Annotated in this window: 12 protein-coding genes; 9 read left to right on the top strand and 3 right to left on the bottom strand. The window is 70.8% G+C overall.

Annotated elements, in window-relative coordinates:
* Positions 1–13: 13 nt before the first annotated feature.
* Positions 14–3487: an RCC1 domain-containing protein gene (locus NQZ70_RS39535; protein ID WP_129578844.1), complete on the top strand. Its 3474-nt coding sequence runs from the start codon at positions 14–16 to the stop codon at positions 3485–3487.
* 128 nt (positions 3488–3615) lie between these two features.
* Here NQZ70_RS39535 and NQZ70_RS39530 read toward each other — a convergent pair whose 3' ends face one another.
* Positions 3616–4251, bottom strand: coding sequence for a hypothetical protein (locus NQZ70_RS39530; RefSeq protein WP_129578843.1), 636 nt, complete (start codon positions 4249–4251; stop codon positions 3616–3618).
* A 320-nt stretch (positions 4252–4571) separates the two neighbouring features.
* Between NQZ70_RS39530 and NQZ70_RS39525 the strand changes: the two genes are divergently transcribed.
* The 7 genes from NQZ70_RS39525 to NQZ70_RS39495 all read left to right on the top strand — a co-directional run bounded on the left by NQZ70_RS39525 (position 4572) and on the right by NQZ70_RS39495 (position 12890).
* Complete coding sequence (locus NQZ70_RS39525) at positions 4572–6638, top strand: hypothetical protein (protein WP_129578842.1); 2067 nt, start codon at positions 4572–4574, stop codon at positions 6636–6638.
* A 178-nt stretch (positions 6639–6816) separates the two neighbouring features.
* Positions 6817–7581: a VOC family protein gene (locus NQZ70_RS39520; RefSeq protein WP_129578841.1), complete on the top strand. Its 765-nt coding sequence runs from the start codon at positions 6817–6819 to the stop codon at positions 7579–7581.
* Between the two features lie 40 nt (positions 7582–7621).
* Positions 7622–9538, top strand: coding sequence for a hypothetical protein (locus NQZ70_RS39515; protein WP_129578840.1), 1917 nt, complete (start codon positions 7622–7624; stop codon positions 9536–9538).
* 4 nt (positions 9539–9542) lie between these two features.
* Positions 9543–10640, top strand: a complete 1098-nt coding sequence (locus tag NQZ70_RS39510) for a ferritin-like protein (protein WP_129578839.1) — start codon at positions 9543–9545, stop codon at positions 10638–10640.
* A 103-nt stretch (positions 10641–10743) separates the two neighbouring features.
* A complete protein-coding gene (locus NQZ70_RS39505; RefSeq protein WP_044989269.1) occupies positions 10744–10962 on the top strand; it encodes a hypothetical protein in 219 nt (72 codons plus the stop codon).
* A gap of 462 nt (positions 10963–11424) precedes the next feature.
* Entirely contained in the window at positions 11425–11895 is a 471-nt protein-coding gene (locus NQZ70_RS39500) for a ferritin-like domain-containing protein (RefSeq protein WP_129578837.1), read from the top strand.
* Positions 11896–12101: 206 nt separating this feature from the next.
* Positions 12102–12890, top strand: a complete 789-nt coding sequence (locus tag NQZ70_RS39495) for a leucine-rich repeat domain-containing protein (RefSeq protein WP_129578836.1) — start codon at positions 12102–12104, stop codon at positions 12888–12890.
* Here the strand turns inward: NQZ70_RS39495 and NQZ70_RS39490 are convergent.
* On the bottom strand, positions 12871–14523 hold the full coding sequence (locus tag NQZ70_RS39490; protein WP_207217602.1) for a M23 family metallopeptidase: 1653 nt from the start codon (positions 14521–14523) through the stop codon (positions 12871–12873). The genes NQZ70_RS39495 and NQZ70_RS39490 overlap by 20 nt on opposite strands.
* The gene (locus tag NQZ70_RS39485) at positions 14520–15134 is read right to left on the bottom strand and encodes a hypothetical protein (RefSeq protein ID WP_129578835.1); all 615 of its coding nucleotides are present in this window, start codon (positions 15132–15134) and stop codon (positions 14520–14522) included. Before NQZ70_RS39485 ends, NQZ70_RS39490 begins: the two co-directional genes overlap by 4 nt.
* Before the next feature lie 619 nt (positions 15135–15753).
* Between NQZ70_RS39485 and NQZ70_RS39480 the strand changes: the two genes are divergently transcribed.
* Positions 15754–24720, top strand: coding sequence for a neuraminidase-like domain-containing protein (locus NQZ70_RS39480; RefSeq protein ID WP_165374391.1), 8967 nt, complete (start codon positions 15754–15756; stop codon positions 24718–24720).
* The last annotated feature ends 33 nt before the right edge of the window (positions 24721–24753 follow it).

The raw sequence follows: 24753 nt of genomic DNA, 5'->3' as shown, positions 1-24753 counted from the left end.
GAGGTGATGTGTCATGGCTGACGCGCGCCGCTTCCGCGCATCTCCCGCGCTCGCCGCGGCCCTCCTCTCGGCCTGCGCCGCCGGCGAGGTCGCCCCGGCGCCCGGCGCCGCCGAGCCCGAGGAGACCGGCTCGCAGCAGAGCGCCCTCGCCGTCGACCACAAGGCGCGAGCGCTCAGCGCGGGGTCGAACCACGCGTGCGCGGTCCTGGAGACCGGCGCGCTCAAGTGCTGGGGAGCCAACCACCACGGTCAGCTCGGCCTCGGCGACACCGCGAGCCGCGGCGACAGCGCTGGCGAGATGGGAGACGCCCTCCCGGCGAGCTTCGGTCAGGGCATCTCTGCCGTCTCGGCCGGGTACCTGCACACGTGTGCGCTGTACCAACCCCATTCGGCAACGCAGCCGGGTCTGAAGTGCTGGGGGCTCAACGTCAGCGGTCAGCTCGGCCAACCCCAGGTCGGCGACCGCGGCGACGATCCGCGCGAGATGTTCCAGATGGACTTCACGGTCCTTGGCGCCGGCCGCAGCGTCAAGTCCGCGGATTCCGGCGCGTACCACACCTGCGCGGTGCTCGATGACGACGAGCTCAAGTGCTGGGGCTACAACATGTATGGTCAGCTCGGCCTCGGCGACTCGCTGAACCGCGGCGACTCGGCGCTCGAGATGAACTCCGTCCCCACGATCCCGCTCGGGACGGGCCGCACCGCGAAGGCCGTCGCGGCCGGCGAGAGCCATACGTGCGTGCTCCTCGACAACAACCAGGTCAAGTGCTGGGGCTTGAACGCGGGAGGCTCGCTCGGCCTCGGCGACCTGAACCCGCGCGGCCTCACCACCGCGACGAAGCCGGCGAGCCTCCCCGTGGTCCAGCTCGGCGGCGTCAACGACGAGGCCAAGGCGATCGCCGCCGGTGGCGAACACACCTGCGCCATCGTCCCCGACGACACGGTCAAGTGCTGGGGGGCCAACGACTACGGTCAGCTCGGTCAGGGCAACACGAACAGCCTCGGCGACAGCACCGCGACCGAGCCGGAGGACTTCGGCGCCATCGGCCTGGGGGGCCCCGTCTCGGCGATCTCCGCTGGCTGGGCGCACACCTGCGCCCTGCTCGGCAACGGCACGGTCAAGTGCTGGGGGCTCAACGGCCACGGCCAGCTCGGCCTCGGGCACAACCAGAACCAGGGCGACGCTGCGGGCGAGATGGCGGCGCTCCCGGCCGTCGACCTCGGCCCAGGCCGCACGGCCAAGGCGATCGCCGCCGGCGCCTTCTTCACATGCGCGCTCCTCGACACGGACAAGGTCAAGTGCTGGGGTGACGCCGCGCACGGCACGCTGGGCCACCCCGGCTGCACCGGCGCCACGCCGGACTGCGGCGACGAGGCGGGTGAGATGGGCGCCGCGCTCCCGGCCGTCGACCTCGGCGATGACGAGCTCGCCGTGGGCGGCTGCGGCGCGCCGACCCTGGTCCTCAGCGACGGACCCGCCAACGATCCGAACGCGAACGAGCTCTGCCTCCACGGGACGGGCACGCTGGACCTCGCCACGGTGCCGCGCGGGACCACCGGCACCTCTTGGGACGGCGCCGTCGAGAGCTTCTACCGCGACCTGCCGCCTGGCGACCCCAACCGGGGCGGCCTCCTCTCGCGGGCGTCCTGCGCGACGTACGACTGCCCCTCCCAGCACTTCACCGGCGCCGACAGCTCCGGCTGGGTCGACGCCGACGAGAACGCCGAGGCAGCGGAGCTCGTCACGCTCTTCCACCTGAAGGAGCCGATCCGCACCGAGGATTTCACCACCAGCGTCCCTGGGTTCATCCTCGCCGACAGCCCCATCAAGCCGCCCGTCACCGTCTCGGCCCTCGCGCAGGAGAGCACCTTCGTCTGGCACGGCGATCGTTATACGAACGACTGGACCGCCGCGACCGCGAACCCCGACATCATCGTCGGCCATTACATGCCCGTCTCCGGGGTCGACGACGGCGTCCTCGCGCGCTGCCAGACAGACTCCGATTGCCTCCTGGAAGGGTATCACTGCATCACCTGGAACGCCGCGTCCAACCCGGCGACCTACTACTTCCATGGCGAGAAGGTGTGCTGGTACACGTCGAGCGAGATGCGCAGTTGCCAGAAGGACTCGGGCACGGAGGACTTCGGGGGGCCCAGCCAGGACGCAGACTGCAAGCCGACGCCGGACAGCGACATCGCCGGCGTCTGCGCGCAGGCCCCGGGCGGGACGCAGCTCAAGTGCTTCCAGAGCGCGGCGCTCAAGGGCGCGATCAACTACAACTACTGGGACGCGCTCCATCCCGAGTGGATCCTCCGCAGGTGCACGAGCAGCGGCGGAAAGCTCGACGCGGCCCCGTCGGTGGTCAGGGACAGGAAGAACGCGGCGCACTGGGGGGTCGAGAACCCGGCGCTCGACTTCACCAACGAGGAGGTCGTTGAAGAGATGCTGTCGCGGATCCGCGCTCAGTGGGCGCGGGGGCTGAAGTTCGACGCGCTGTCGCTCGACGTCGTGATGCCCGCCAACTACATCGGCGCGTGCGGCGTCTACGAGAACGGGACGGACTGGACCCCCCTGTTCAAGGGCGACCAGCGCTACGATCCGGCGTGCAGCGGGACGTGCGACCCGGAAGACCCGAGCTGCGCCGCCAGGGACGGGTACTGCGACTGGCAGTACACGCGCGCGGTGGCCAAGTGGCTGAAGCGGCTGCGCGACGAGATGCACAAGGACGGCAAGCGCCTCCACATCAACCTGACGAGCACCGGGGGGAAGCATCCTGCTTACTCGATCTCGTCGAGCGACGCGGCGCTCGCCGGTCCCGGCGGCATCTTCGACACGGTCGACGGCGTCCTGACCGAGGAGGGGTTCAACTACGCAAAGTGCGGCGCCTATTCCTACGACCAGTCCCCGGACTGCCCCGACAACCCTTATGACGGCAAGGACGTCCATTTCTGGAGCAACATGCACGGCTACATGCTCGGCGTGCAGAGCCGCTCGAAGCCGTTCTACCTGAAGACGGCCTTCCCCACCGCCGACCACAACACCCCGCCGACACCTGCGCAGATCGAGTGGGCGCTCGCGAGCTACCTCGTGTCGGAGGCAGGGCTGGCGAGCCTCTACGTGACGCCCTACTCCGACGCCAGGGGTTACTGGGATCACGCCCAGCTCGGCGTCGCGCTCGACTCCGCCTGCGGTGCGGCGGCGCCCGTCGTGGAGGCGGTCGGCGCGCGCAAGGGGTTCACGCGGACGTACCGGCACGGCTTCGTCGCCGTGAACTTCGGCGCGCCCACGGCCGCGATCTCGCCCCTGCTCGGCGGCAATATCACGGTGTCCCTCCCGGCCGGTACGTTCTTCAAGTGGAACAGCAGCACGGGGCATTACGACGCCCCTGTCGACTGCAGCAACCCGGACCCAGCGCTGAACGACTGCGTGATCCCGCCCCAGCAGGGCAGGGTGTTCGTCCAATCGGGCGCCCCCATCTGCCCCTGAGCGGCCAGGCTCCAGCTCGGGATCGACGGCTGGGACTCCCAGGCCGCATCGCTCTCCGAGCTGGAGCAGAGGGATCTGGCCGTTCTCACAGGCGAGCTTGGCCACTCGCGGTGATGGGTTCGCCGCGCTTACTGCGAGGTGAGCAGAGCCGCGATGTCCTCGCAGGTGTGCTCCTCGGCGGCCCGGCAATTGCTGAGGTCGCGCCACGGCCAAAAGGAACACCCCTCGGCGTCGTCCGTGCACGCTTCCTCGAGCTCCGGAGAGATGACGAGATCGCAGATCCGGTGCTGCGACGGCGCCTCCCACCCCAGCGTGGGCCCGCACTCCATCCCCTCGCGCCCGCAGTGCCTCTCGCGGGTCTGCACCAGCGCGGTGCCGTCGCCCAGCACGACGAGCAGCGATTCTGTCTCGTCGATGTACGGTCCAGGGGTGAGCAGCGCGCCGAGGACGCCCGTGCCGCCCCCGACCACGAGCTTGGCCGCGCAGGTGAGCGCCTCCGTCGGGGTCGGGGAGGCGTGCATAACGACTCGCTCGCAGCTGGGCTCGAGGCCGCACGCGAACAGGTCTACCGCCGGGTCGGTCGCGCCCGTGTCGTCGCCGGATGGGGAGCTCGACGACGTCGATTCCGTGCCGGCGTCCTCCCCTGTACCCGTCTCGGTCTCGGCCGCATCCGAGCCGTCGGTGACGCTCGAGCAGGCGACGGTAAACGGAACCTGCGCCGCTGCCAGCAGGAGCGCGCGCCAGATGATGTGATGTGCTCTCATGATCTCGTCCTTTCAGGAGGCCTGTGGAAGCCGTGTCCGTGTGTGGCTATTGCAAGACATGTACCAGGCTGTCTTCGCGCGTGACAGCGTGTCGCGCTCACTGGATCCAGCCCTTTCCCGCGCTGCGTTCAGCGCCGGGACACAGGGCACGACCACGCCAACGCGCATCCTGCTCTCTCTGGCTGGCGCATCATGGCTCATCATGACTCATGACTGACCTATGTCGGTCTCGCCTTACGTGATGGCGCTCGGCTTCGTGGATCTTTGCGCCGGGCATGAACGGACGCATGCTCGGCGCGAAACCCGATAGACTGCGATGCGTGGACGCCACGACTCACCACGGCGCGGAGCGGCCTCCGTCGATTCCGTCCTCGGCCAGGTACAACCCCGCGGACGGGACCTTCGAGCTCGGGGAGACCGACGCCGACGGCCGCCCTTCCGGCGAGCGCCTGGTGTACCGCGCGAGCGACGGCTCGCTGCTCTCGCGCTGCTGCTACGCGGACGGGGTGAAGGACGGGCCGTTCACCGTGTTCCACCCGAACGGTCAGCCCGCGCAGCGCGGGCGCTACCGCGACGGCCAGCTCGACGGCGAGGTGGTGGCGTACGGCAGCGACGCCCCGACCGAGCTCAGGCTGCGACGGTGCTGTGTGCCGCCCGGCGCCTGGGAGCTGCGAACGCTGGTTCGGCAGGGGCAGATCCTGCGCGAAGTCTTTCACGACCGCGCCGGATACCCGATCTCCGCGGACGGCGCCCGCTGGCCCGAGAGACCCGCCGGCGTCGCCGAAGAGGCGGACTACGACCAGGGCTCGCAACGCTGGATCCTCATCGAGGAGGACGAAGCCTCGGCCGCGACCCTCCACCGTTACTTCACGCGCGAGGGCACGCCCGCTCAGGAGATCGAAGTTCGCGCTGGAGCGCGTGTTCGCGAGCTCCAGTACGACGCGCTGGGCCGCCCCTCCGAGGAGCGGCACCTCGATCCCCAGGGGCGCCTCCACGGCCCGTCCACCCGCTGGTTCCCCGAGCCGGACGCGAGCCCTTACCTCGATCCGCGCGTGCGCGAGGAGCGCGGTCGATACGCGCACGGTCACCCCGTCGGAGCGTTCACGATGCTCGACGCGGACGGGGCGCCGGTCGTTCGACGCGAGCTCGGCGCTGCCCTCGACGAGGAGAGCCTCGTCGCGTCGCCCGCGCTCGCCGAAGACCTCGCGGCGTGGGACGCCGAGCGCGTCTGGGGCCTCGCGCGAGAGCTCTTGCAGGGCGGCCGCGCGCGCGAGGCCTGCTGCGCCGCAGCCCGCGCGGCGGTGCGCGGCGGCGAGCGCGAGAGGCTCGCCGAGCTCCTGCGCGCCGCGACGCTGCAGCCGAGGCCCGAGGTCGCGGAGCGACGGGGGCGAGCGCTGCTCGAGACGACCGACGCGGCCGCGCTCGCCGCCCTGGACGAGCTCTTGCTCGGCGCCGAGCCGAGCGCAGCCTACCGCAGGCTCGCCGCCGCCTTTCCGGGCTCGCGCCGCGTCGCGCTCTCGCTCGTCGAGGCGGCGCTGCTGCTCGAGCCCGAGCGCCGCTCGACCTGCATCACGCGCGCGCTCCTGCGGCTCGATCTCGGCGACACGCGCGGCGTGCTCGAGGACGCCGACCGCATCGAGCCCGAGGCCGCCGCCGTGGCCGAGCACCTCAGGACGGTGGTGCGGGTGCTGTTCGCGGAGCTCGATTTCTGGCCGGCGCGCCAGGCCATCGATCCGCTGCCGGGCGACGCGTCGGTCGCGGTCGAGGTCGGCCAGCCGATCGAGCAGGTCCGGCAGAAGATCCAGGTCTACGCCACCCGCTTGCTGCGCCTGCGCGAGGCCGTGCAGCGCGGCCTGCCGGGCACGGAGCCGTGTCCGTGGCTCCCGCCCGACCTGTCGCACCTCGTGCCGGATGGGCCGGTGGAGCTCGCGCGGACCGCGGCGACCTTGACCGAGGAGACCGAGGACGGTGTGGAGACCGTCGAGCTCACCGTGGACGAGACGCTCGACCCAGGAGCCCTGCCGGTCTCTCTCCTGATGCGCAGGGTCCGAGCCGAGTGGGCCGCCCTCTGCTGGCTTTGCTGGTCGGCCGGCCTCGACCGCGTCGCGTTGCCGGAGCGCATCGCGCACCGGCCCGACTTCACCGCGGCGGTCAACATGTCGCTCTCCCGCTGCTTCCGCGCGCGCGACCAGTGGCAGACCGGCGGGCTCGTGAGCCGGGCGCGCGGCGTGCCGGGCTTCGTCTGGGAAGGCCACGCGATCGACGATCTCGACCCCACGCTCGCGGCCATCGCGGCCGACGAGACCTTCGAGGTGCGCTGCCTCTTCGCGTGGCTCCTGTTCCCGGAGAACCTCTCCCCGTTCCAGAGCGATATCCGCGCGGCGTGAGGCCGATTCGCCGCGGCAGCGCCGGCGTCGAACGCGTGAGATGTGAGAGGTTTTGCCACTACATCGATCTTCTCGATGTCCGATTTTTCTTCCATCGAGGATCCGCTTGAGTACGCTGCTCTACCGATCGGAGGGGCGCTCTGCTTGGACGTTCCTGCCGGGAGGGGGTGCGGCGCGAATGCATGGGGAACCGGAGATCCTGAGCCTCACGTCGACGTGGTTCATCCGGCCGGGCCACGAGTCGGCCGCGGTGCCGGCGCTCGTGGCGCTCGCGGCGGAGGTGCGGGAGAGCGAGCCAGACACGCTCGCCTACCTCGTGCACGCGCCGTTTCGCGGCGATGACCGATTCCAGGCGCTCCCGCCGGGCGCGCCGGATCGCGTGGTGTTGTTCGGGATCTATCGCAGCGCCGACGCCTTCCTGCGCCACGTGGAGGGGCCGGCGTTCACGCGCTTCCTCGAGCGGCACGGCGATCTCTTCGTCGCCGCGAACGGCAAGCCGTTCACCTTCGTGGAGTTCCTCGCGCGGCGGGCCGGCTTCATCCGGCCGGAGGCGTTCGCGCCCGCGGCCGTGAACGAGCCGGACAACCAGCACCCGTCGGTGATGTTCGAGATCATCGGGCGCGATCAGGCGAAGCTGAAGGCGTTCTATCAGAACGTCTTCGGCTGGAATTATACGATCGGCACCGGCGGGTTCGCCTATGTGAAGTTCCCGGTGGAGCGGCGCGAGGCGCTCGGCGGGATCGGGCAGGCCGATCCGGGCACGCCGGGCTTCGAGCCAGGCCACAACTTCTATCTGCTGGTCGACGACCTCGACGGCACCATCGCGCGCGCGGTGGAGGCGGGCGGCACGAAGCTGATGCCGCCGACGTCGATCGACGGCTACCAGTTCGCGATGATCAAGGATCCCGAGGCCAATCCGATCGGCCTCATCAAGCCGTTCTGAGCCCAAACCGGCCCTCATTCTCCCGCGAGGTGGAGAGACCATGAGCTACCTGAACCAGCCCCGGCTGACATTCTCCGGACGATTCCAGGCGGACCCGTCCACCGTCAACAACGACCCGCGGCACTTCGACAACGCGACGTTCACGCCGCGATTCCAGGAGTTCAGCACCCAGCAATCGATGAACGGCTGGTGGAACCCCACGGGCACGGCCATCTTCCGCTTCACCGGCTGTACGATCCAGCAGGCGATCGGCGCGTCCGGCGTCGACGCGGCGGACGGCGCGGTCGGCCTCTCGGTGGGAAACTCGCCGGATCGCCCGTCGGGCAAGCTGGTCGACATCGACCCGGACTGGCAGCTCGCCTCGCAGCTCTACGGGCTCTCGGTGTCGCTCCGCGACCCGCGCACCGGCGATCTCGTGCTCCTCGCCGATCTCGAGCCGACGCCCTTCCGGGACCTCTGGTTCTTTCGCGGCGGCATGAAGGGCGACTCGGGCGCGTCGGCCATGTGGCAGTCGCGGCTCTCCAACCTGCGCTGGCGGCTCGACGGCGTGAACAGCCCGGTGCTGAAGGCGCTCGCCGAGGCGTCGCGCGGCAGCGGCCGGCTCTCGGTCCGGCTCACGGTCTTCAGCTACCAGACGAGCGTCAAGGCGCCCGACTTCACCTATGGCACCATCGTCGGCGCGATCGGGCCGGTGCTGCCCGACGAGCCGGCGTCGTTCGTGTCGGGCCGGCGGTTCATGCCGACGAGCGCGTTCCAGAACCCGCAGCTACCGGCGAACTCGTGCCTCGCCGCCAACGGGATGACCTGCTTCTCCGGCAAGGTCATCGGCGACGCGCTGATGGTCGACTTCAGCAACGCGCTGCCCTTCGGCGACGACGGCAAGCTGGCGCCGCTCGGCGATCTGCGGTTCGCGGTGCTCCACGATCCGGACGCCAACGAGGGCGCGGTCCTCGCCGAGGATCGATTCACCGTGCTCGGCGCGCTCGACGCGAGCGACGGCTCCCTGACCCAGGCGTCGGGCATCCAGACCTTGCCGATCCCCGCCGCGGCGAGGAACCTCGTCAACGAGCGTCCGCTCGCGCTCGTGCTCTTCGGCGGCGGCGTGCCGGCCGGCCACGGGCTCGTCATGATGCGCGAGACCGCGCACGGCCGCGACCTGCGCGCCGACGCGCTCTCGTTCCGCCTCGACCCGAACGAGCCGGACCTCAACCGCCGCGACGTGCCGCTGTGGGCGACCCGCTACGGCCTCCCGCTCTCCGGCGCGCCGATCGCCTTCCAGCCGCTCGCGCCCGCGCCCGACGACGGCGACGCGCCCGCCGACACCTCCATCGGCACCACCCCGACCGCGGCCATCCCGATCATGAACAGCCCGATCGGCGCGCTCGCGATCGAGCCCCAGCGGGTCCGCACCGACGCGGCGGGGCGGGTGACGGCGCGATTCCAGGGGCCGCCGGAGATGGGCTATCCGCGCCGCTACATCGACGGCCAGCTCTACGCGGTCGCCTACAATTTCGCCGACGGCGATCCGATCATCCAGCAGACCTTCGACCAGATCTCGGTGCTCGTCTTCAGCACCTTCACGGCGTCGGAGCACCCGACCTGGGAGGAGGTCCAGCCGATCTGGAAGCAATACGCGAACCTCTACCCGGTCATGAGCAAGGGCCTCTTCGACTTCTCGATCCGGGAGGTCGCGGACGCCAACGCGCACCTGTTGCATTTCGTCCTCAGCAAGCCGACGACCGATCCCGATCACATGCCGGTGACGCGCGACCTCTCTGCCGGCAAGCGCGCCGCGCTCCTGCGCTACCTCGAGAGCGCGATGGGGCGCTCCGCGGTGCACGACCCGCAGCTCGTGGCGCGCTTCCAGGGGCGCTGCCCGTTCTCGGGGGTGGCGCCGTCGTCGCCGCCGGAAGAGGTCGAGAACAAGCGCATCTTCAACCGCCTGCGGAGCCGGTGAGACCATGCTCGTCGTCAATAAAACCATGATCGCCCGGGTCCGCGAGGCCCGGGACGCCACCGACGTGATCGCCGCCCTCGAGGGCGCCGTCCAGCTGGAGCTCTCGACGCTGCCGCCGTACCTGACGGGCGTCTTCTCGCTCCAGCCGGGCGCCAATGACGAGGCGCGCGTCCTCGTGCAAGCGGTGGTGGTCGAGGAGATGCTGCACATGGCGCTCGCCGCCAACACCGCGGTCGCGCTCGGCGGCAATCCGCCGATCCGCAAGCTCGGGCTGGCGCTCAATTACCCCGGACCCCTGCCGATGTCGATCGATCCCGAGCTGACCGTCTCGCTCGGGTCGCTCACGACGGCGCAGCTCAAGAACGTGTTCATGGCGATCGAGCGCCCCGACACGACCGCGGTCCTGCCCGGCGAGGATCCGAAGATCGCGCAGCGGATCGCCGAGAACAAGGCGAAGGGGTACGGCTCGATCGGCGATTTCTACAACGCGGTCATCGAATCGCTGGAGCGGCTGGTGCAGAGCGGACAGGACCCGTTCGGGGACCCGCGCCTCGAGCGGCAGCTCGATCTCTCGCGCTGGTTCCCGTCGAGCGTACCGGGCGATCCGACGTGCCGGGTGCGCGACCTGGCGAGCGCCGAGGCCGCGCTCCGCACCATCATCCGCCAGGGCGAGGGGGCCAATGTCGGCCAGGATCCGATCAACCCCCACGCCGGCGGCAACGAGATGGCCCATTACTTCAAGTTCGGCGAGATCGCGTTCGGGCACCGGCTCGTCGCCGACAAGTCCGCGCCCTCGGGGTGGTCCTACACCGGCGCGCCGGTGCCGCTCGACGCGAGCCGGGTCCACAGGTTCCCCGAGAACGCCCGCTTGAGCGATTACTCGCCCACGTCGGCCGCCGGCTTCACCGGCGGGGCGTTCTACGACGCCTACCTCCGCCTGCTCGACGCGCTCGAGGCCACGTGGAACGGTCGACCGGAGATGTTCAACAGCGCGCTCGGCATCATGTTCGAGCTGAAGCTCGTCGCGCAGCAGGTCGTGCAGCACCTGGTCGATCCGGCGAACCCGGACGGCCCCACCGCCGCGCCGCCGTTCCAGCCCTGAGCCCGCGCCGGCGGGCGCGGAATTCCCTTGCCGGCGCGGATCGGCGCGTGGATGCTCTCCCCGGATGCGCGGGTCGCGCGCAGAAAGGATGAGCATCGAGGCCATGGACGAGCTGGTACGACAGGTCGCAGAGAAGGTGGGCATCTCGGAAGACAAGGCCCGCGTGGCCGTGGAGACGGTGGTCAATTTCCTCAAAGCGAAGCTCCCCGCTCCGCTCGCGGCCCACGTCGACACCGCGCTCGGCGCCGCTGCCCCCGCCATCGCCAACCTGGACGTGGGCGGCCTCGCGAGCTCCCTCGGCGGCCTCTTCGGCAAGAAGTAGCCTCGCCTCCTTCGCTGGGGCTGCCCGCCCTCTCCCTTCCACCGATCAGCTCACCCTCTCCCGACCTCGGCGGCGCGGCCTCCGCTCCTCCGTGCGCCGAGGCGCGCTCACGTCCAGGACGCTCTCAAGCCGCGCCGCTCCGGCCGGCGCGATCACGCGTCCTGCGCCCTCGGCGTCTCACGGCGCGGTCCTGGCCCGGCGCGCGCCGCGCGGGCTCGATCTGGGCTGCGCCTTCGCATCCGCCGTGCGCGCGAGGCCCGGAGAGGCCGTCGCGGGCACGGCCGCCCGGCGACGAGCGTGGAAAGGCGCGCGGTTCCTGGACGGCGCGCGCGGCGCGATGGATAGCCGCTGCACAGGCGGGCTCCGGCACCGGGCTTGCGAGCATCGAAGACCTGGAGAAGCACCCGCCCGCGTCCCTCTTTCCGGGCGGCGCAGCTTCCGGGTCGAGAGGAGCGATATTCCATGGCGTCCGTGATCGGCGGCGAGGCCGCGTTCATCGGGTCCTTGACTGAACTCGTCGAGCTCAATTGGTCCGCGGTGGACGCGCTCCGAGCGGCCCTCTCGCGGATGAGCCGCCCAGGCGACAAGGGCCGGCTCGCGAGCTTCTTGAGCGATCACGAGCGCCACCTCGAGGAGCTCGCCGCCCTGGCCCACGAGCTCGGCGATCCGCCCGTCGAGAGCGCCGTCCGACCCAAGCTGAAGAGCAAAGCGCTGACGAACGGGATGGCCGGAGAACGCGCCATCCTGGAGGCGATGAGGCATTACGAGGAAGACAGCTGCGCTGCCTACGAGAGGATGATATCGTCCCGGGAAGGCCTCTCCGACCGCGCGCGGGACCTCCTCCGGCAGTCGCTCGCGGTGGAGCGGCGTCACCGGGAGTGGTTCGCGGAGCAGCTCGACTCCCGGCAAGGGCTCCTGCTCCTGCCGCTGTAGCGAGCGCGCCGGTGCGCAACCCATGCGCAACCAACGACGGTGCCGACGATGACTCCGTCCGGATCGAAGATTGACGCTCGGAGTCGATTCGCGTCCACGCGATCTCCGCTGCGGGCGCGGAGGCCCTGTCGGAGCTCGGCGGTTCGCCCCGGAGCGCGCTTTGGGGGCGGCGGTTTTCTTTCTCCGTCTCGTGTATCATCGCCGCGATGATTCGCCCCCTGGCCCTTGCCTCCCTTGGCCTCGCCGTCTCCCTCCTGGGCTGCGACGAGCCCCAGAAGCCCGCCGCTCCTGCGGCCTCCGCCGCCCCCGCCGCGCAGGCGCCCGCCGCCGCGCCGCCCGCCGCGAGCCCCGCGGCTGCGGCCAGCGCGCCGGCGCCGCCGAAGAGAGAGGTCGTGTGCACGAAGAGCGACCCGGTGACGTTCTCGCATCCGGCGCTCGAGGCGCGGGTGCGGCAGCAGCTCCAGAAGCCCGAGGGGCCGATCAAGCGCGCCGAGCTCAAGAACATCAAGACCATGAACCTGTCCGACGCCCAGGGGCTCGACGAGCTCGATCCCTGCCTCTTCCCCGAGCTCACGGGCGTCAAAGGGCTTTACCTGCCGCCGGGCAAGATCGACGATCTCCGCCCGATCAAGGGCCTGCTCCGGCTGGAGTCGCTGCGCGTGTCGGCCACGCTGGTCAAGGACCTCTCCCCGCTCGCCGGGCTCGTCAAGCTCGACCGGCTCGACATCGGCCGCACGCCCGTGGAGGACCTCTCCCCGCTCGCCGGCCTCACCAACCTGACCGAGCTCCAGATCGACGAGACCGAGGTGACGGATCTGCGCCCGCTCGCCGGCCTGAAGAAGCTCGAGATGCTCCAGATGAAGCGGACGCGGGTGAGCGACGTGTCGCCGCTCCGGGAGCTCAAGAGCCTCAAGAACGTGTACCTCGAGGGCTCGCGGGTCGACGACGCGAGCCCGCTCCGGAGCATCCCGGGGATCAAGATCCACGAGGGCTGACGCGCCCGGCCGCGCGCCGCCGCGCCGCGCCGAGCGCCGCCGCCGCGGCGAAGAGCCCGAGCGGCCAGCGCGCCGCGGCGCCGCCCGCGCCGGCCGCGCCGCACGCGCAGCCGAGCTCGCCGTGGACGGCGCCGTTCATGAGGGGCCCGTCGTCCGCCGCGCCCCCTGCGCCCGCCGCGCCGCCGGTGGCGCCGCCGCCTTCGCCCAGCGGTGGCGCGTCGATGAGCGCGTCGATGACGTAGAGCGCCGGCGTGGAGCCCTGCGCCAGGAAGGGGCGCGGCGGCAGCGCCGGGCCGAGCGGCAGGGCCGCGAGCCGCGCCGCCGGCCACACGACGGCCTCGTCCGGATCGAGCCGCCACGCCGCGGCGACCGCCGCGTCCGGCACGGCCCGCCGCGCGGCGCCGTCGACCAGCCACACGGACGCCGCGCCGTCGTCGCCGCGCACGAGCAACGGCGACGGCGGGAACGCGTCGCCCTCGGGGAGCGCCTCGAGCGCCGCGTCCGGCGCGCTGGCGACGTCCCAGAACCGCGAGAGCCGCCAGGCGTCCAGCGCCCCGGCGCCGCCGAGCGGCCGCCGCACGCCGCCCGGCAGCTCGAGCGGGCACGCGAGCGCCCTCGGGCTGCCCTCGAGCTCGACCTCCTCGCCGCTGAGCGCGTCGACGCCGTAGGCGCGGACCGCGTGCTCGCCCCCGAGCAGGCTGAGCGGCATCGGCGCCTCGAAGCCGTGCGCGCACGAGCCGAGCGGCTCGCAGAGGTCGTCCCGGCGCCGGTCCGCGGGGCGGGTGTGGCCCTCGGCGCCCGCGTCGGTCGCCGCGGCGTCGAAGTAGAGCCGCGCGCTGCCCGGCGCGCCCTCGGCGTCCGGATCGCGGGTCCAGCCGCGAATACCGTCGCAGCCCGCGGTCTCGAGGACGCCCTCGGGGGGCTCGTTGATGAGCGCCTGGTACGAGGCCACGAGCGAGGTGTAGGGCGGCACATAGACCATGCCGACGCCGCTCAACGGCTGCCGCACGTTGAAGTGCAGGTGAATCGTCGTCGGCGTGCCGCCGAAGACGTTGGAGACTTTGCCGATGCGCTCGCCGCGCGACACGCCCTGTCCCACCGAGACCTGGACATCGGACATGTGGAGGTAGTCGTAGCGAGTCCCGTCCTCGCCGGTCAGGTACACCGAGTAGCCGCCGATGCTCGTGATGATGCCGTCGGCCACCGCGACCACCCAGTATTTGCCTGCCTCGCACGTGGGCGGCCGGACGTCCTGCCCTTGATGACCCGCCCCGGAGGGGCAGAGCGGCATCGCCCACGACCGCGACTCGCAGAAGTTGTCGCGCCACGGATAGGCGTAGTTGTCCGCGTCGCACTGCCCCCCGCGCGGGCCGGCGCTCCCGCCTTTGCTGTACACCTGGGAGTTGGCGAACGCCGGGCCCTCCTCGAGGGGAAAGCGCATGGCGGGCGCGTACACGACGCCATCGGCGCGCCCCTCGCCCGAGCCGGGGACGAGCTCGCCGGCGGGATGGTAGGAGAACGGATCCGCCGCGGCCGCGGTCGGCAGGAGCGCGAGGGCGGCCGCGGCGACGAGCGGGGCCGGCGCGGCGGGGCGGCGGCGATGGAGGTGGCGCGGGTGGAGCGGCGCGCTCATGGCCTGTCTCCCGCGGTCTTCGCGCCGACGCCGCCGACGTAGACGAGCTCCGCGGCGAGCTCGCGGAGGAGCGCGTCCGAGGCGCAGGCCGGGGCCTCCGGCGACGCGCACTCGACGTCGAGCGCGTAGGTGACGCCGTTCTCGAGCCAGGACGCGGTCCAGATGCCCTCGTTCGCCGTGATGAGCGCGGGCGCCCCGCGCACGGCGTGGGTTGTTTGGAAAGTCGGAATACCTGGATACTTGCGCTCAAGGCGGGTCATGGTGAGCGAGACGGTGATCGACGCCGTCTTTGCCCAGAACGACGTCCAGTGCTCCTTGGCCACGAGGACCGGCGCCGCGAGGAGCTCGGGCCGGGACGGCACGAGCACCGGGACCTGCGAGATCCTGGCGGCGTGGGCCGCCGCCTCGGGCAGCGCCGCGAGCGCGCCGCGGTCGACCGAGGCGGCCGGCGGCCAGGTGACGGGGGCGATCACCGGCGCCGCCGTGGCGACGAGCGGCTGGGTGGCGGCCGGATCGCGCGGCGCCTCGGAGGGAGGCGCGGCCTGGTCGCACGCGGCGAGCACGACAGAGAGAGAGAGGAGGACAACGACAACCGTGGGAACGCCGCGCATGGAGCCTCGCGGAAGGGGACCCACGAGTGTAGTCGAAGAGCTGCGGCCATGGCCAGGAGATGGCGTGGCGCGCGCAAGATGTCGCAAGGATGTGACCGGGGCGACTTGACGCCCCGCGCGAGGCGCCCGTGACGGCGCGTCATGGGTGCGGGCGCGTCGAACGACACCACGCCTTCCATGCGTGCGTGAGCGCATGGCCGCAGCCATGCGGCCGCGCTCGGCCGGCGGCAGCAAGAAACAGACGATCGTCGATTGCGCGTGAGGCGTGGAGCTACCCCGGGATCACCGTATGTCGGGAACGTGTTTCGAGCTTTTCAACGAGACGCTCCGTGGTAGTTCAAATCACGCGCTGCAGGCGCGTCCGCGGCGCGGCGCGGCGCTGACGCTCGCAAGGGCTGAAACAGGGGATCGATAGGGAACAACTGATTCCTCGCGGATGGGCGAGGGGGGGCTCGCACGGAGCGAGCGGCGCGAAGATCCGCGCGCCGCTCGCCCCAGGGGCGGCTCTCCGCGCCGTGTCCTCCGCTGCTCACCGTCGGCGACAAGGCGCACCGACCGCGGCGGCCGACACATGCGCCAGATCTGGGGATTCTTGACCATGGCATCGAAGGGAGCTTCCATGAGCACGTACCAACTCTCCGGTCGAATCGTCCGAGCCAAGAGCGAACTCGGCGTCTCCGAGGTGCGCGTCGAGGCGTGGGACAGCGCGGAGGTCACGACTGATCTCATCGCCGTCGCGGTGACCAACCAGAACGGCGATTTCGAGATGGCGCTCGAACAGGCCCTCCTGGATCGATTCTTCCAGGGGCGGCTGCCGGTGCTCACGCTCCGCGCCTTCACGTCGGGCGGCGCCGAGCTCGTCATGCACCACACGCAGTGGAGCGTGTCGCACGAGCCCGTCACCCTCCGCATCGAGGTGGACCCCGCGGTGACCTCGACCCAGCGCGCGCCGGCCCCCTCGGTGGTGCGCGGCACGGTGCGGACCCTGGATGGCGACCCAGCCAGCAACCTGCAGGTGCGCGCGTACGATGTGAACCTGTCGTCCGTGGACCTGATCGGGACGGGCCAGACGGACTCCTCGGGGCATTACGCGATCGAGTACACGAGCCTCGATCGCGCCGGCAAGTGCCAGCCGAACCTCAAGCTGCGCATCTTCAACGGCCAAGAACAGGAGGTCGGGCGCACCGGGGTGTTCTTCCGCGCCCCGTCGACCACCGTCATCGATCTGACCGCCAGCCCGCTCGGGGGCCCCGAGGAGCCCTCGGAGCTGACGAAGATCAGGTCCCGCACCGAGGTCCATACGCAGGGCGTGGATCTCGCCGAGATCGATGACAACGACGTCGAGTTCCTCACGAAGGCGACAGGGGTGGGGCGCATGGAGATCGAGGCGCTCAAGGGGGCCGAGGCCCTCCTCTCCGTTGGCGTCTCCGAGTCTTCCGGGTTTTATTACCCGTTCGCTCGCAAGGGACTGCCGACCGCCAAACGCAAGCTCCTGGCCTACCCCCGCGCCGTGCTGCGCCGCGCGCTCGTCGAAGCGTTCAATGATAACCTCATCCCCGGCAGCAGCATCGAGGCCGACAGCCGCATCGATCTCATCATCGAGGAGGCCGTCCGGATGGCCCTCGACGACCCGCCGCCCGCGGGCCAGACCGGAAACCTCGGCCAGCTGCTCGCCAAGGCGCTGCCGACCCAGAGCCTCCGGTCGGAGCTCCTCACCGCGTTCATGAATCACGAGGGCCCGCCCGAGGCCCTCTGGGCCGAGCTCGCGACGCGCCCCTCGTTCCAGGGCGCCGGCGTCATCCCGTCGACCCAGCTCGCGCTGCAGATCGGCACGCTGACACGCTATCACTTCCCGCTCATCGACGAGCTGTGGGCGCGCAAGCAGGGCGGCCAGATCACCGCCTTCAAGGACCTGGCAGCCTACAGCGAGGCCGACTGGATCGCGATCCTCGCCCTCGTGCGCAACGGGTCGCCGATCGACTTCCCGGCCGACACGCCCGGCGAGACGGTGGCCGAGAAGCGCGCGGCGTACGCGAAGGTCCTCCGGCGCGCCATGGAAGTGGCGTTCCCGACGAAGGCCGTCGCCTCGGCCATCGCCGCGGCCGGCGCGAGCGGTCTGACCACGTTCTTCAACAACAACCCTTCGTTCGAGCTCGGCAAGACCCGCGTCGGCGACTATCTCGCGTCGCACCCGAACGCGCTCTCGGGCATCTCCAATCCGACCGCCGCCGCCCTGGAGCTCAAGGCCGTCGAGCGGCTCCACCGGCTCACCCCCAAGTACGAGGAGGCCAAGGTGCTCCTCGACGCCGGGCTCACGTCGGCGCGGGCGGTCGCCCGGACAGGCCGAGCTCGGTTCATCGCCGAGCACGGCGCCGCCCTCGGCGGCGACGCGATCGCGGCCGACATCCACGACAAGGCGCGGGCCGCCGCCGACCAGGCGACGGCGCTGGCCCTCAAGTTCAGCCCAGCGTACAACCCGAGGTCAGCCTTCGCCCTGCCCGACCAGGCGAGCCGCGCGAGCGAGCCGCCCGACGCCTTCGCGACCTACGCGAACCTCTTCGGCTCGCCCGACGCGTGCGCGTGCGCGCACTGCTCCTCGGTGTACGGGCCGGCGGCGTACCTCGCCGATGTGCTCCACTTCCTCGATCGGTACGACTCCAAGGTCACGAAGAGCGGCAGCTCCAAGTGGACCGCGAAGGAGCTGCTCCTCGGCAGCGCGCCGGGCTCGACGCCGTCGCTCCCCGGGCGGCGCCCGGACATCGGTCACATCGACCTCACCTGCGAGAACGCCGACACGCCGCTGCCGTACGTGGACCTGGTGAACGAGATCCTCGTCCACGCGATCGCGAGCGAGGGCCAGACGCCGCTCGCCTTCCCGGAGCACATCGCGACCGTCGGCACCGCCGAGCAGCTCGCGGCCATGCCGAACCCGCCCAGCGGCGAGGAGGCCTGGCAGAGCACCGCCGATACCCGGCTGCAGACCAGCTACTTTCCCTTCGCCCTACCGTACGACCGCCGCCGGCACGAGACCCAGGTGTACTTCGAGCACCTCGGCCTGCCGCTCCATACGTTCATGGCGTCGATGGATAGGAGCCTGGTATCCCCGCAGCTGGGAGATTTCACCGCCAGAGCCGTCGAGCGGCTCGGCCTTTCCCCGAGCGAGCACGCGGTGATCGTCGGCACCCTGGGCGGCCTGACGACGGCGGCGGCCTGGGGCCTCGCCACGAACGCCACCCTCCCCGGCCCGCTGCTCCAGGTGCCGGAGCTCCTCGCGCGCACCGGCCTGTCCCAGGACGCGCTGCTCGATCTGATCGAGAGCTCCGTGCTCGCTCGCTTCGGGTCGCCGGCGATCCAGCCCGCAGGGAGCTGCAAGATCGAGGAGCAGAGCGTCACCGGCCTGACGAACGTGTCGAGCGCGCTGGCCACGATGCACCGCTTCCTCCGGCTCCAGCAGCGCCTCGGCTGGTCGATCCGCGAGCTCGATCAGGTGCTCGCCGCCTGCGCGCCCAGCGGCACCAACCTCGTGAACGACCGCGCGCTGCGCGTGATCGCGGTGATCCAGGCGCTGCGCACCGAGCGGGGCATCTCGCTGCCCATCTCGGTGCTCGCGAGCTGGTTCGGCCCGCTCGACACCCAGCGCCGCGACGCGGGGAAGACGCCCTCGTTCTACGAGCAGCTCTTCCAGAACAAGGCCGTCACCAACCCGGTCGACGCCGCGCTCGCGCTGCCGTCGGTCGCCAGCCTCTCGTCCTATTACCTGATCGTCGACCACACGCCCGCGGTCCTCGCCGCCCTCCGCATGAGCCGGGAGGAGCTGGACCTCCTCACCCTGTACTCGGGCCTCGATCTCCCCGTCCTCGTCCCCGTGACCTTGGTGTTCCCTGCGCTGGCGGCTATCGCGGACCTCCACCGCATCGTCACCTTTGCGCGCGCGGCGCGGCTGTCGGTGCGCGACTTCCTCGAGCTCTACAACCTGAGCAGCAATAAGCCGTTCGACGTCGACAACCCCGAGCAAACGCTGCGCTTCCTGGACACGGTCGAGCGCGTCCGGCGCTCTGGGCTGTCGCCGGCCGACCTCGAGGTCGTCTTCCGGGGGCGCGCCTCGATCCGCTCGCGGATCGCCGTGATGGACGAGGCGATAAAGCCCGTGCTCGAGCAGCTCTTCGGCTCGCTCCTCGCGCTGCGCGCAAAGAACGGCGGCCCGGACAGCGCGGCCGAGGCGGCCCTCATCGAGGACCAGCTCGGCGCCGCGCTGAAGCTCGACGCGCGGTCCACGCACCTCCTCGTCACCGAGGTCCTCACGACCGGCGGCCCGGAGCCGGCGCCGCTCGGCAGCGCGTTCTCGCTGGACCCGGAGCTCCCCGCCTCGCCGCCCCCCTCGCTCGACGAGGACCCCGACCTGCTCGCCGCGCAGCTCGCCGCCTACCGGCACCTGGCCAAGGCCGCGGCGCTCGTGCAGCGGCTCGGCCTGAGCGCCGACGAGATCGAGCGGATGTTCGTCGTCGATGCGGGCGCCGGCGCCGGCGCCGCGCCGGTCCTCGATCTCGACGCCCTGCCGCGCGAACCGACCCAGGCCACCGGCTCAGCCCTGTTCGCGGCGTGGGAGCGGCTCGTGGATCTCGTCGCGCTCCGCCCCCACCTCGCGGGATCGAGCCCGTCGCTCGCGAGCCTGTTCGTGAGCGATTCCGCAGCGCTCGCCGCCGTCACGGGCTGGCCACAGGCCGTGATCAGCGAGCTGACGGACTACGGTCTCCTGCTCTCACCGGACAATCCCGCCCTCCACGCGGGAGACCTGCTGAGCGCGCGCCACGTGGTCTCGGCCACGCGACGCCTCGGCATCTCGGTCCGCACAGCGTACTTGTGGTGCATCTACCTGAGCGGCAATCCCGCCAGCCTGGCGAGCGAGGTTCTCCGGGCCGCGAAGGCGAAGTACTCCGATGCCGAGTGGGCGCGGGTCGCGCCGCCGCTGCGCGACGTGCTGCGCGAGCGGCTCCGGGCCGTGATGGTGGCGTACCTCGTGGCGAAGCGGGGACACGAGGACAGCGACGAGCTGTTCGCCGAGCTCCTCGTGGACGTCGAGACGAGCCCCGCGGTGATCACCTCGCGCCTGAAGCAGGCCATCGGCTCGGTGCAGACGTTCGTGCAGCGCGCGCTCATGAACCTGGAGGCGGACGAGCTGACGCTCCCGGAGGAGGCGGCGCGCGAGTGGGCGTGGCGGAAGAGCTACCGCGTCTGGGAGGCGAGCCGCAAGGTGCTCCTCCAGACCGAGCTGTACGTCGACCCGTCGGTGCGCGACGACAAGTCCCCGTTCTTCAAGGCTCTCGAGGACGAGCTCCGGCAGAAGGACATCACCGACGACGCCGCGGAGCGCGCGTTCGCGCGGTACCTCGACAGGCTCGACGAGGTCGCGAACCTCGAGATCATGGCGGCGTACCACCAGAAGGAGGACGGCGACGACACCCACCTGCCCATCGACGTGCTCCATGTCGTGGGCCGTACCGCGGTGAAGCCGTACAAATACTTCTACCGCACGCGGGTCGACGGGCTGATGTGGACCGCATGGGAGCCCATCGATCTCGACATCGAGGCGGAGAACCTCCTGCTCGTCGTGGAGGACCGGCGCCCGCTCCTCTTCTGGCCGATCCTCGAGGAGCGCCCCGATTCGTACCAGGCGATCCCCAGCGACACGAGCCAGCCGGGGAAGACCGCCTCCTCGCGGTGGTATATCCGCCTCGCGTGGAGCGAGCGCCGGAACGGGGCTTGGGGCGAGCGGCGCATGAGCACCGGCAGGGAGGTGTCGGGGCCGAAGGAGCTGTACCCCGAGTTCAATTCGCTGATGATCGAGCGCTACACCCCCGACGGGCCGCTCGAGATCGCGGTGAGATGGGCCCCGAGCTACGCGTACCGCTTCGGGCACTTCGCGCGGAGCGGCTGCGGTGTGCTGGAGGGGACCGATGAGGCGGTGGCCGTCTACAACTACGAGTATGTCGACCGCATCGATCCGGCGGTGCCCAGGGACGCAGTCCTCCGCCGGCAGCACGCGATCTCCAACTACTGGGCGACCGAGCTCGCCGTTCCGATGGAGCTCGACGGCTTCAGGCGGCACATCACGCTGCTCCGGCAGGTCAAGCCCTTCCGCGTGCTCCTCCCGCGCGAGATCAATTACGGCGGCAAGGTCGACACCGTCGCCCAGGGCGCGCCGTTCTTCTTCTACAAGGACGCCCAGTCGACGTTCCTGGCCGAGCTCGTCCTGTCCACGTACATCAAGCTCGAACAGCTGGATAAGGCCCGGCCGAGGAGCACGGCGTTCACCGACGTCGGCGAGGGGGACGAAGCGCTCGGCTTGCGCGCGGGCGACGGCGTGCTCGCGTGGGCGACGACGCCGTCCGAGGGGCCGTACGTCGTGCTGACGACCGAGGAAGCGAAGCTTTACCGGTTCAGGTCCTTCTATCACCCCTACGTCTGCCTGTTCCGGAAGGAGCTGCAGCGCGCCGGGGTGGACGGGCTGCTCAAGTGGTCGCTCCACCGGCCCGATCCGCTCCAGCTCAGCGCCCGCGAGTTCTTCGAGGACACGTACGACCCGGACCCCAGCAACGTGCACGAGTCGTATCCGAAGGAGGAGGTCGATTTCTCGGTCCAGGGCGCGTACTCGCTCTACAACTGGGAGCTGTTCTTCCACGCGCCGCTCCTGATCGCCCTGCGGCTGATGCAGAGCGGCCGGCACGCCGAGGCGCAGCGCTGGTTCCACTTCATCTTCGACCCGACGACGGGCGACCCCGACCCGGCGCCCGGGCGCTTCTGGAACGTGCGGCCGTTCCGCGAGAACAAGGCTCTCGCCTCGATCGAGGACGAGCTCCGGGAGCTCCCCGCGTCGGAGCAGGGCCCGATGGCCACCCTGCTCGGCGGCATCCTGACGAACGAGGGGGGCGAGGAGGAGCGGGACGATCTCGCCGCGCAGATCGAGGCGTGGCGGAAGGACCCGTTCAATCCGCACCTCGTCGCGCGGATGCGGCCGATCGCCTACCAGAAGGCGGTGGTGATGAAGTACGTCGAGAACCTGATCGCGTGGGGCGATCAGCTCTTCCGGCGCGAGACCATCGAGTCGATCAACGAGGCGACGCAGCTCTATGTCCTGGCTGGCAACCTCCTCGGCCGGCGCCCGCAGCGCACCGAGCGGAAGGACACCACGACGCCGCGGAATTACTGGCAGCTCGAGGCGGCGGGGCTCGGCGACCTCTCCGACCCGGTGGTCCAGTCTCGGTCGCGCGTCGAGCTCGAGAGCGTCAAGTTCAAGTCGCTGCGGAAGCTGCCGAGCAGGCCGCTCCAGGCGCCCGCGCCGGATCTCGGCGAGCTCTACTTCTGCGTGCCCCGGGACGAGGCGCTCGCGCCGCTCTGGGACACGGTCGCGGATCGGCTCTTCAAGATCCGACACTCGATGAACATCGAGGGTGTGGTCCGGACGCTGCCCCTGTTCGAGCCGCCCATCGATCCGATGCTGCTCGTGCAGGCCAGGGCGCTCGGCGTGGATCTCGCGACGGTGCTCAACGAGGCGAGCTCCCCGCGGCTCCCTTACCGCTTCCAGGTGCTGCACGCGAAGGCGATGGAGTTCTGCTCCGCGGTGGCCGGGCTCGGCGCCGCGCTGCTCGCCGCCATGGAGAAGAAGGACGGCGAGGCGATCGCGCGCCTCCGCTCGGGCCACGAGCTCGAGCTGCTCGCGGCGGTGCGTGAGATCAGGGCTCAGCAGGTCAAGGAGGCCCAGGCGAACCTGGCGGCGCTGGAGCGGTCGCACGAGCTCGCGAAGCTCCGCCGCGACCACTACGCGGGTCTGCCGCGCATCAGCGCGGCGGAGCAGGCGTCGCTGGCCATGAGCGTCTTTGGCATGGAGCTCGGGCTCGTCGCGCAGGCGATCGCCGCCGTCGCCCCCGCCGTCGAGGCCATCCCTCCGATAACGTTCGGCGGCGCCGGCGCGTTCGGGAGCCCGGTGGCGACCACCACGATCGGCGGGCAGGCGTCGGGCGCGCCGATCGAGGCGGCGTCGCAGGCGCTCTCGATGGTCGCCGGCGCGCTGCGCGAGGGCGCGTCGATCGCGTCCACGCTGGCCGGATACGAGCGGCGCGCCGAGGAGTGGGCGCTGCAGGAGCGGCTCGCGGCGAAGGAGATGCAAGGGCTGGAGAAGCAGATCGTCGGCGCGAAGATCCGCGTCGCGGTGGCGGAGGTGGAGCTCAGGAACCACGAGCGCCAGACCGAGCAGGCGCGCGAGGTGCTCGCGTTCCTGATGGAGAGGAAGCGCACGACCGAGGAGCTGTACGACTGGATGGTGGCGGAGCTGTCGACCGTCCACTACCAGGCGTACACGCTGGCCTACGACATGGCGAAGCGGGCGGAGCGGGCGCTCCGGTTCGAGCTCGGCACGGGCGACGGCACGCACGCCATGGTGCGCTTCGGCGCCTGGGACAGCCTGAAGCAGGGCCTGCTCGCGGGCGAGCGGCTCCAGCAAGACCTCCGCCGCCTGGAGGTCGCGTTCCTGGAGCAGACGCCGCGAGAGGCGGAGCTCGTGAAGCACGTCTCGCTCGCCGAGGTCGCGCCCGAGCAGCTCATGCAGCTCCGCGAGACCGGCACCTGTGACGTGGAGTTGAAGGAGGAGCTGTTCGATCTCGACTACCCGGGCCACTACTTCCGGCGCATCAAGTCGGTCGCCATCACGATCCCGACGGTGACCGGCCCGTACGCGGGCGTCAGCTGCACGCTCACGCTGAGCAACACGAGCGTGCGCAGCAAGGCGCAGGTGAGCGACTCCTACGCGCACCCGACGAACTTCCGGACGGATCTCGTGCCGGTCACCAACGTGATCGCGACGAGCGGCGGGTCCAACGACGCAGGCCTGTTCGAGCCGAACCTGCGCGACGAGCGGTATCTCCCGTTCGAGGGCGCGGGCGTCCTCGGCACCTACAAGATCGAGCTCCCAGCGGCGAACAACCGCTTCGACATCGGGGCGGTGAGCGACGTGATCCTGCACATCCGGTACACGGCCCGCTCGGACGGCAACCTCGCGGGCGTGGCGAAGACGCATTACAGCGCTAGCGCCAACGCGCCGAAGCGGCGCCGGCTCTTCAGCCTGCGGTCCGAGCTGCCGGCCGAGTGGGCCCGGTTCATGGCGGTGCCGTCGGATGACAGCGTGCCGCAGCAGCTCTCCATCCCGCTCACGCCGGAGATGTTCCCCTACGCCCCGGCGACGAAGAAGATCGCGCTGACGAGCTACACGCTCTATGCGCGGTGGAACGGGAAGAAGCATTACTCGGCCGGGGACGAGCTCCACGTCACGATGGCGCGGCCAGGCGGTGCGGTGGACACGCCCACTCTCCTGAGTTACCCGGACACCAACGCTCGCAACACAGGGGCCAGCGACAAGGTGGACCTGGACACGAACGAGCGGGATCTCGGCACCTGGACGCTCAGCGCGAGCCGCACCCAGGTCGGCGTGATCGACGATGAGCTCAAGACGGAGGACGACCGGCTGAACGACACGCTTCAGGATATCTACCTGCTCTGCGAGTACGGCTTCGTCGACGCGATTCAGGTCGGATAGGAAAATCAGGCGATCTCTCGCCAAGGAGTCAGC

The organism is Sorangium sp. So ce836, assembly GCF_028553905.1.
GTDB classification, from domain to species: domain Bacteria; phylum Myxococcota_A; class Polyangia; order Polyangiales; family Polyangiaceae; genus Sorangium; species Sorangium cellulosum_D.
Note: the sequence above shows the minus strand (reverse complement) of the source record. Positions and strands in the feature narration are given on the sequence as shown.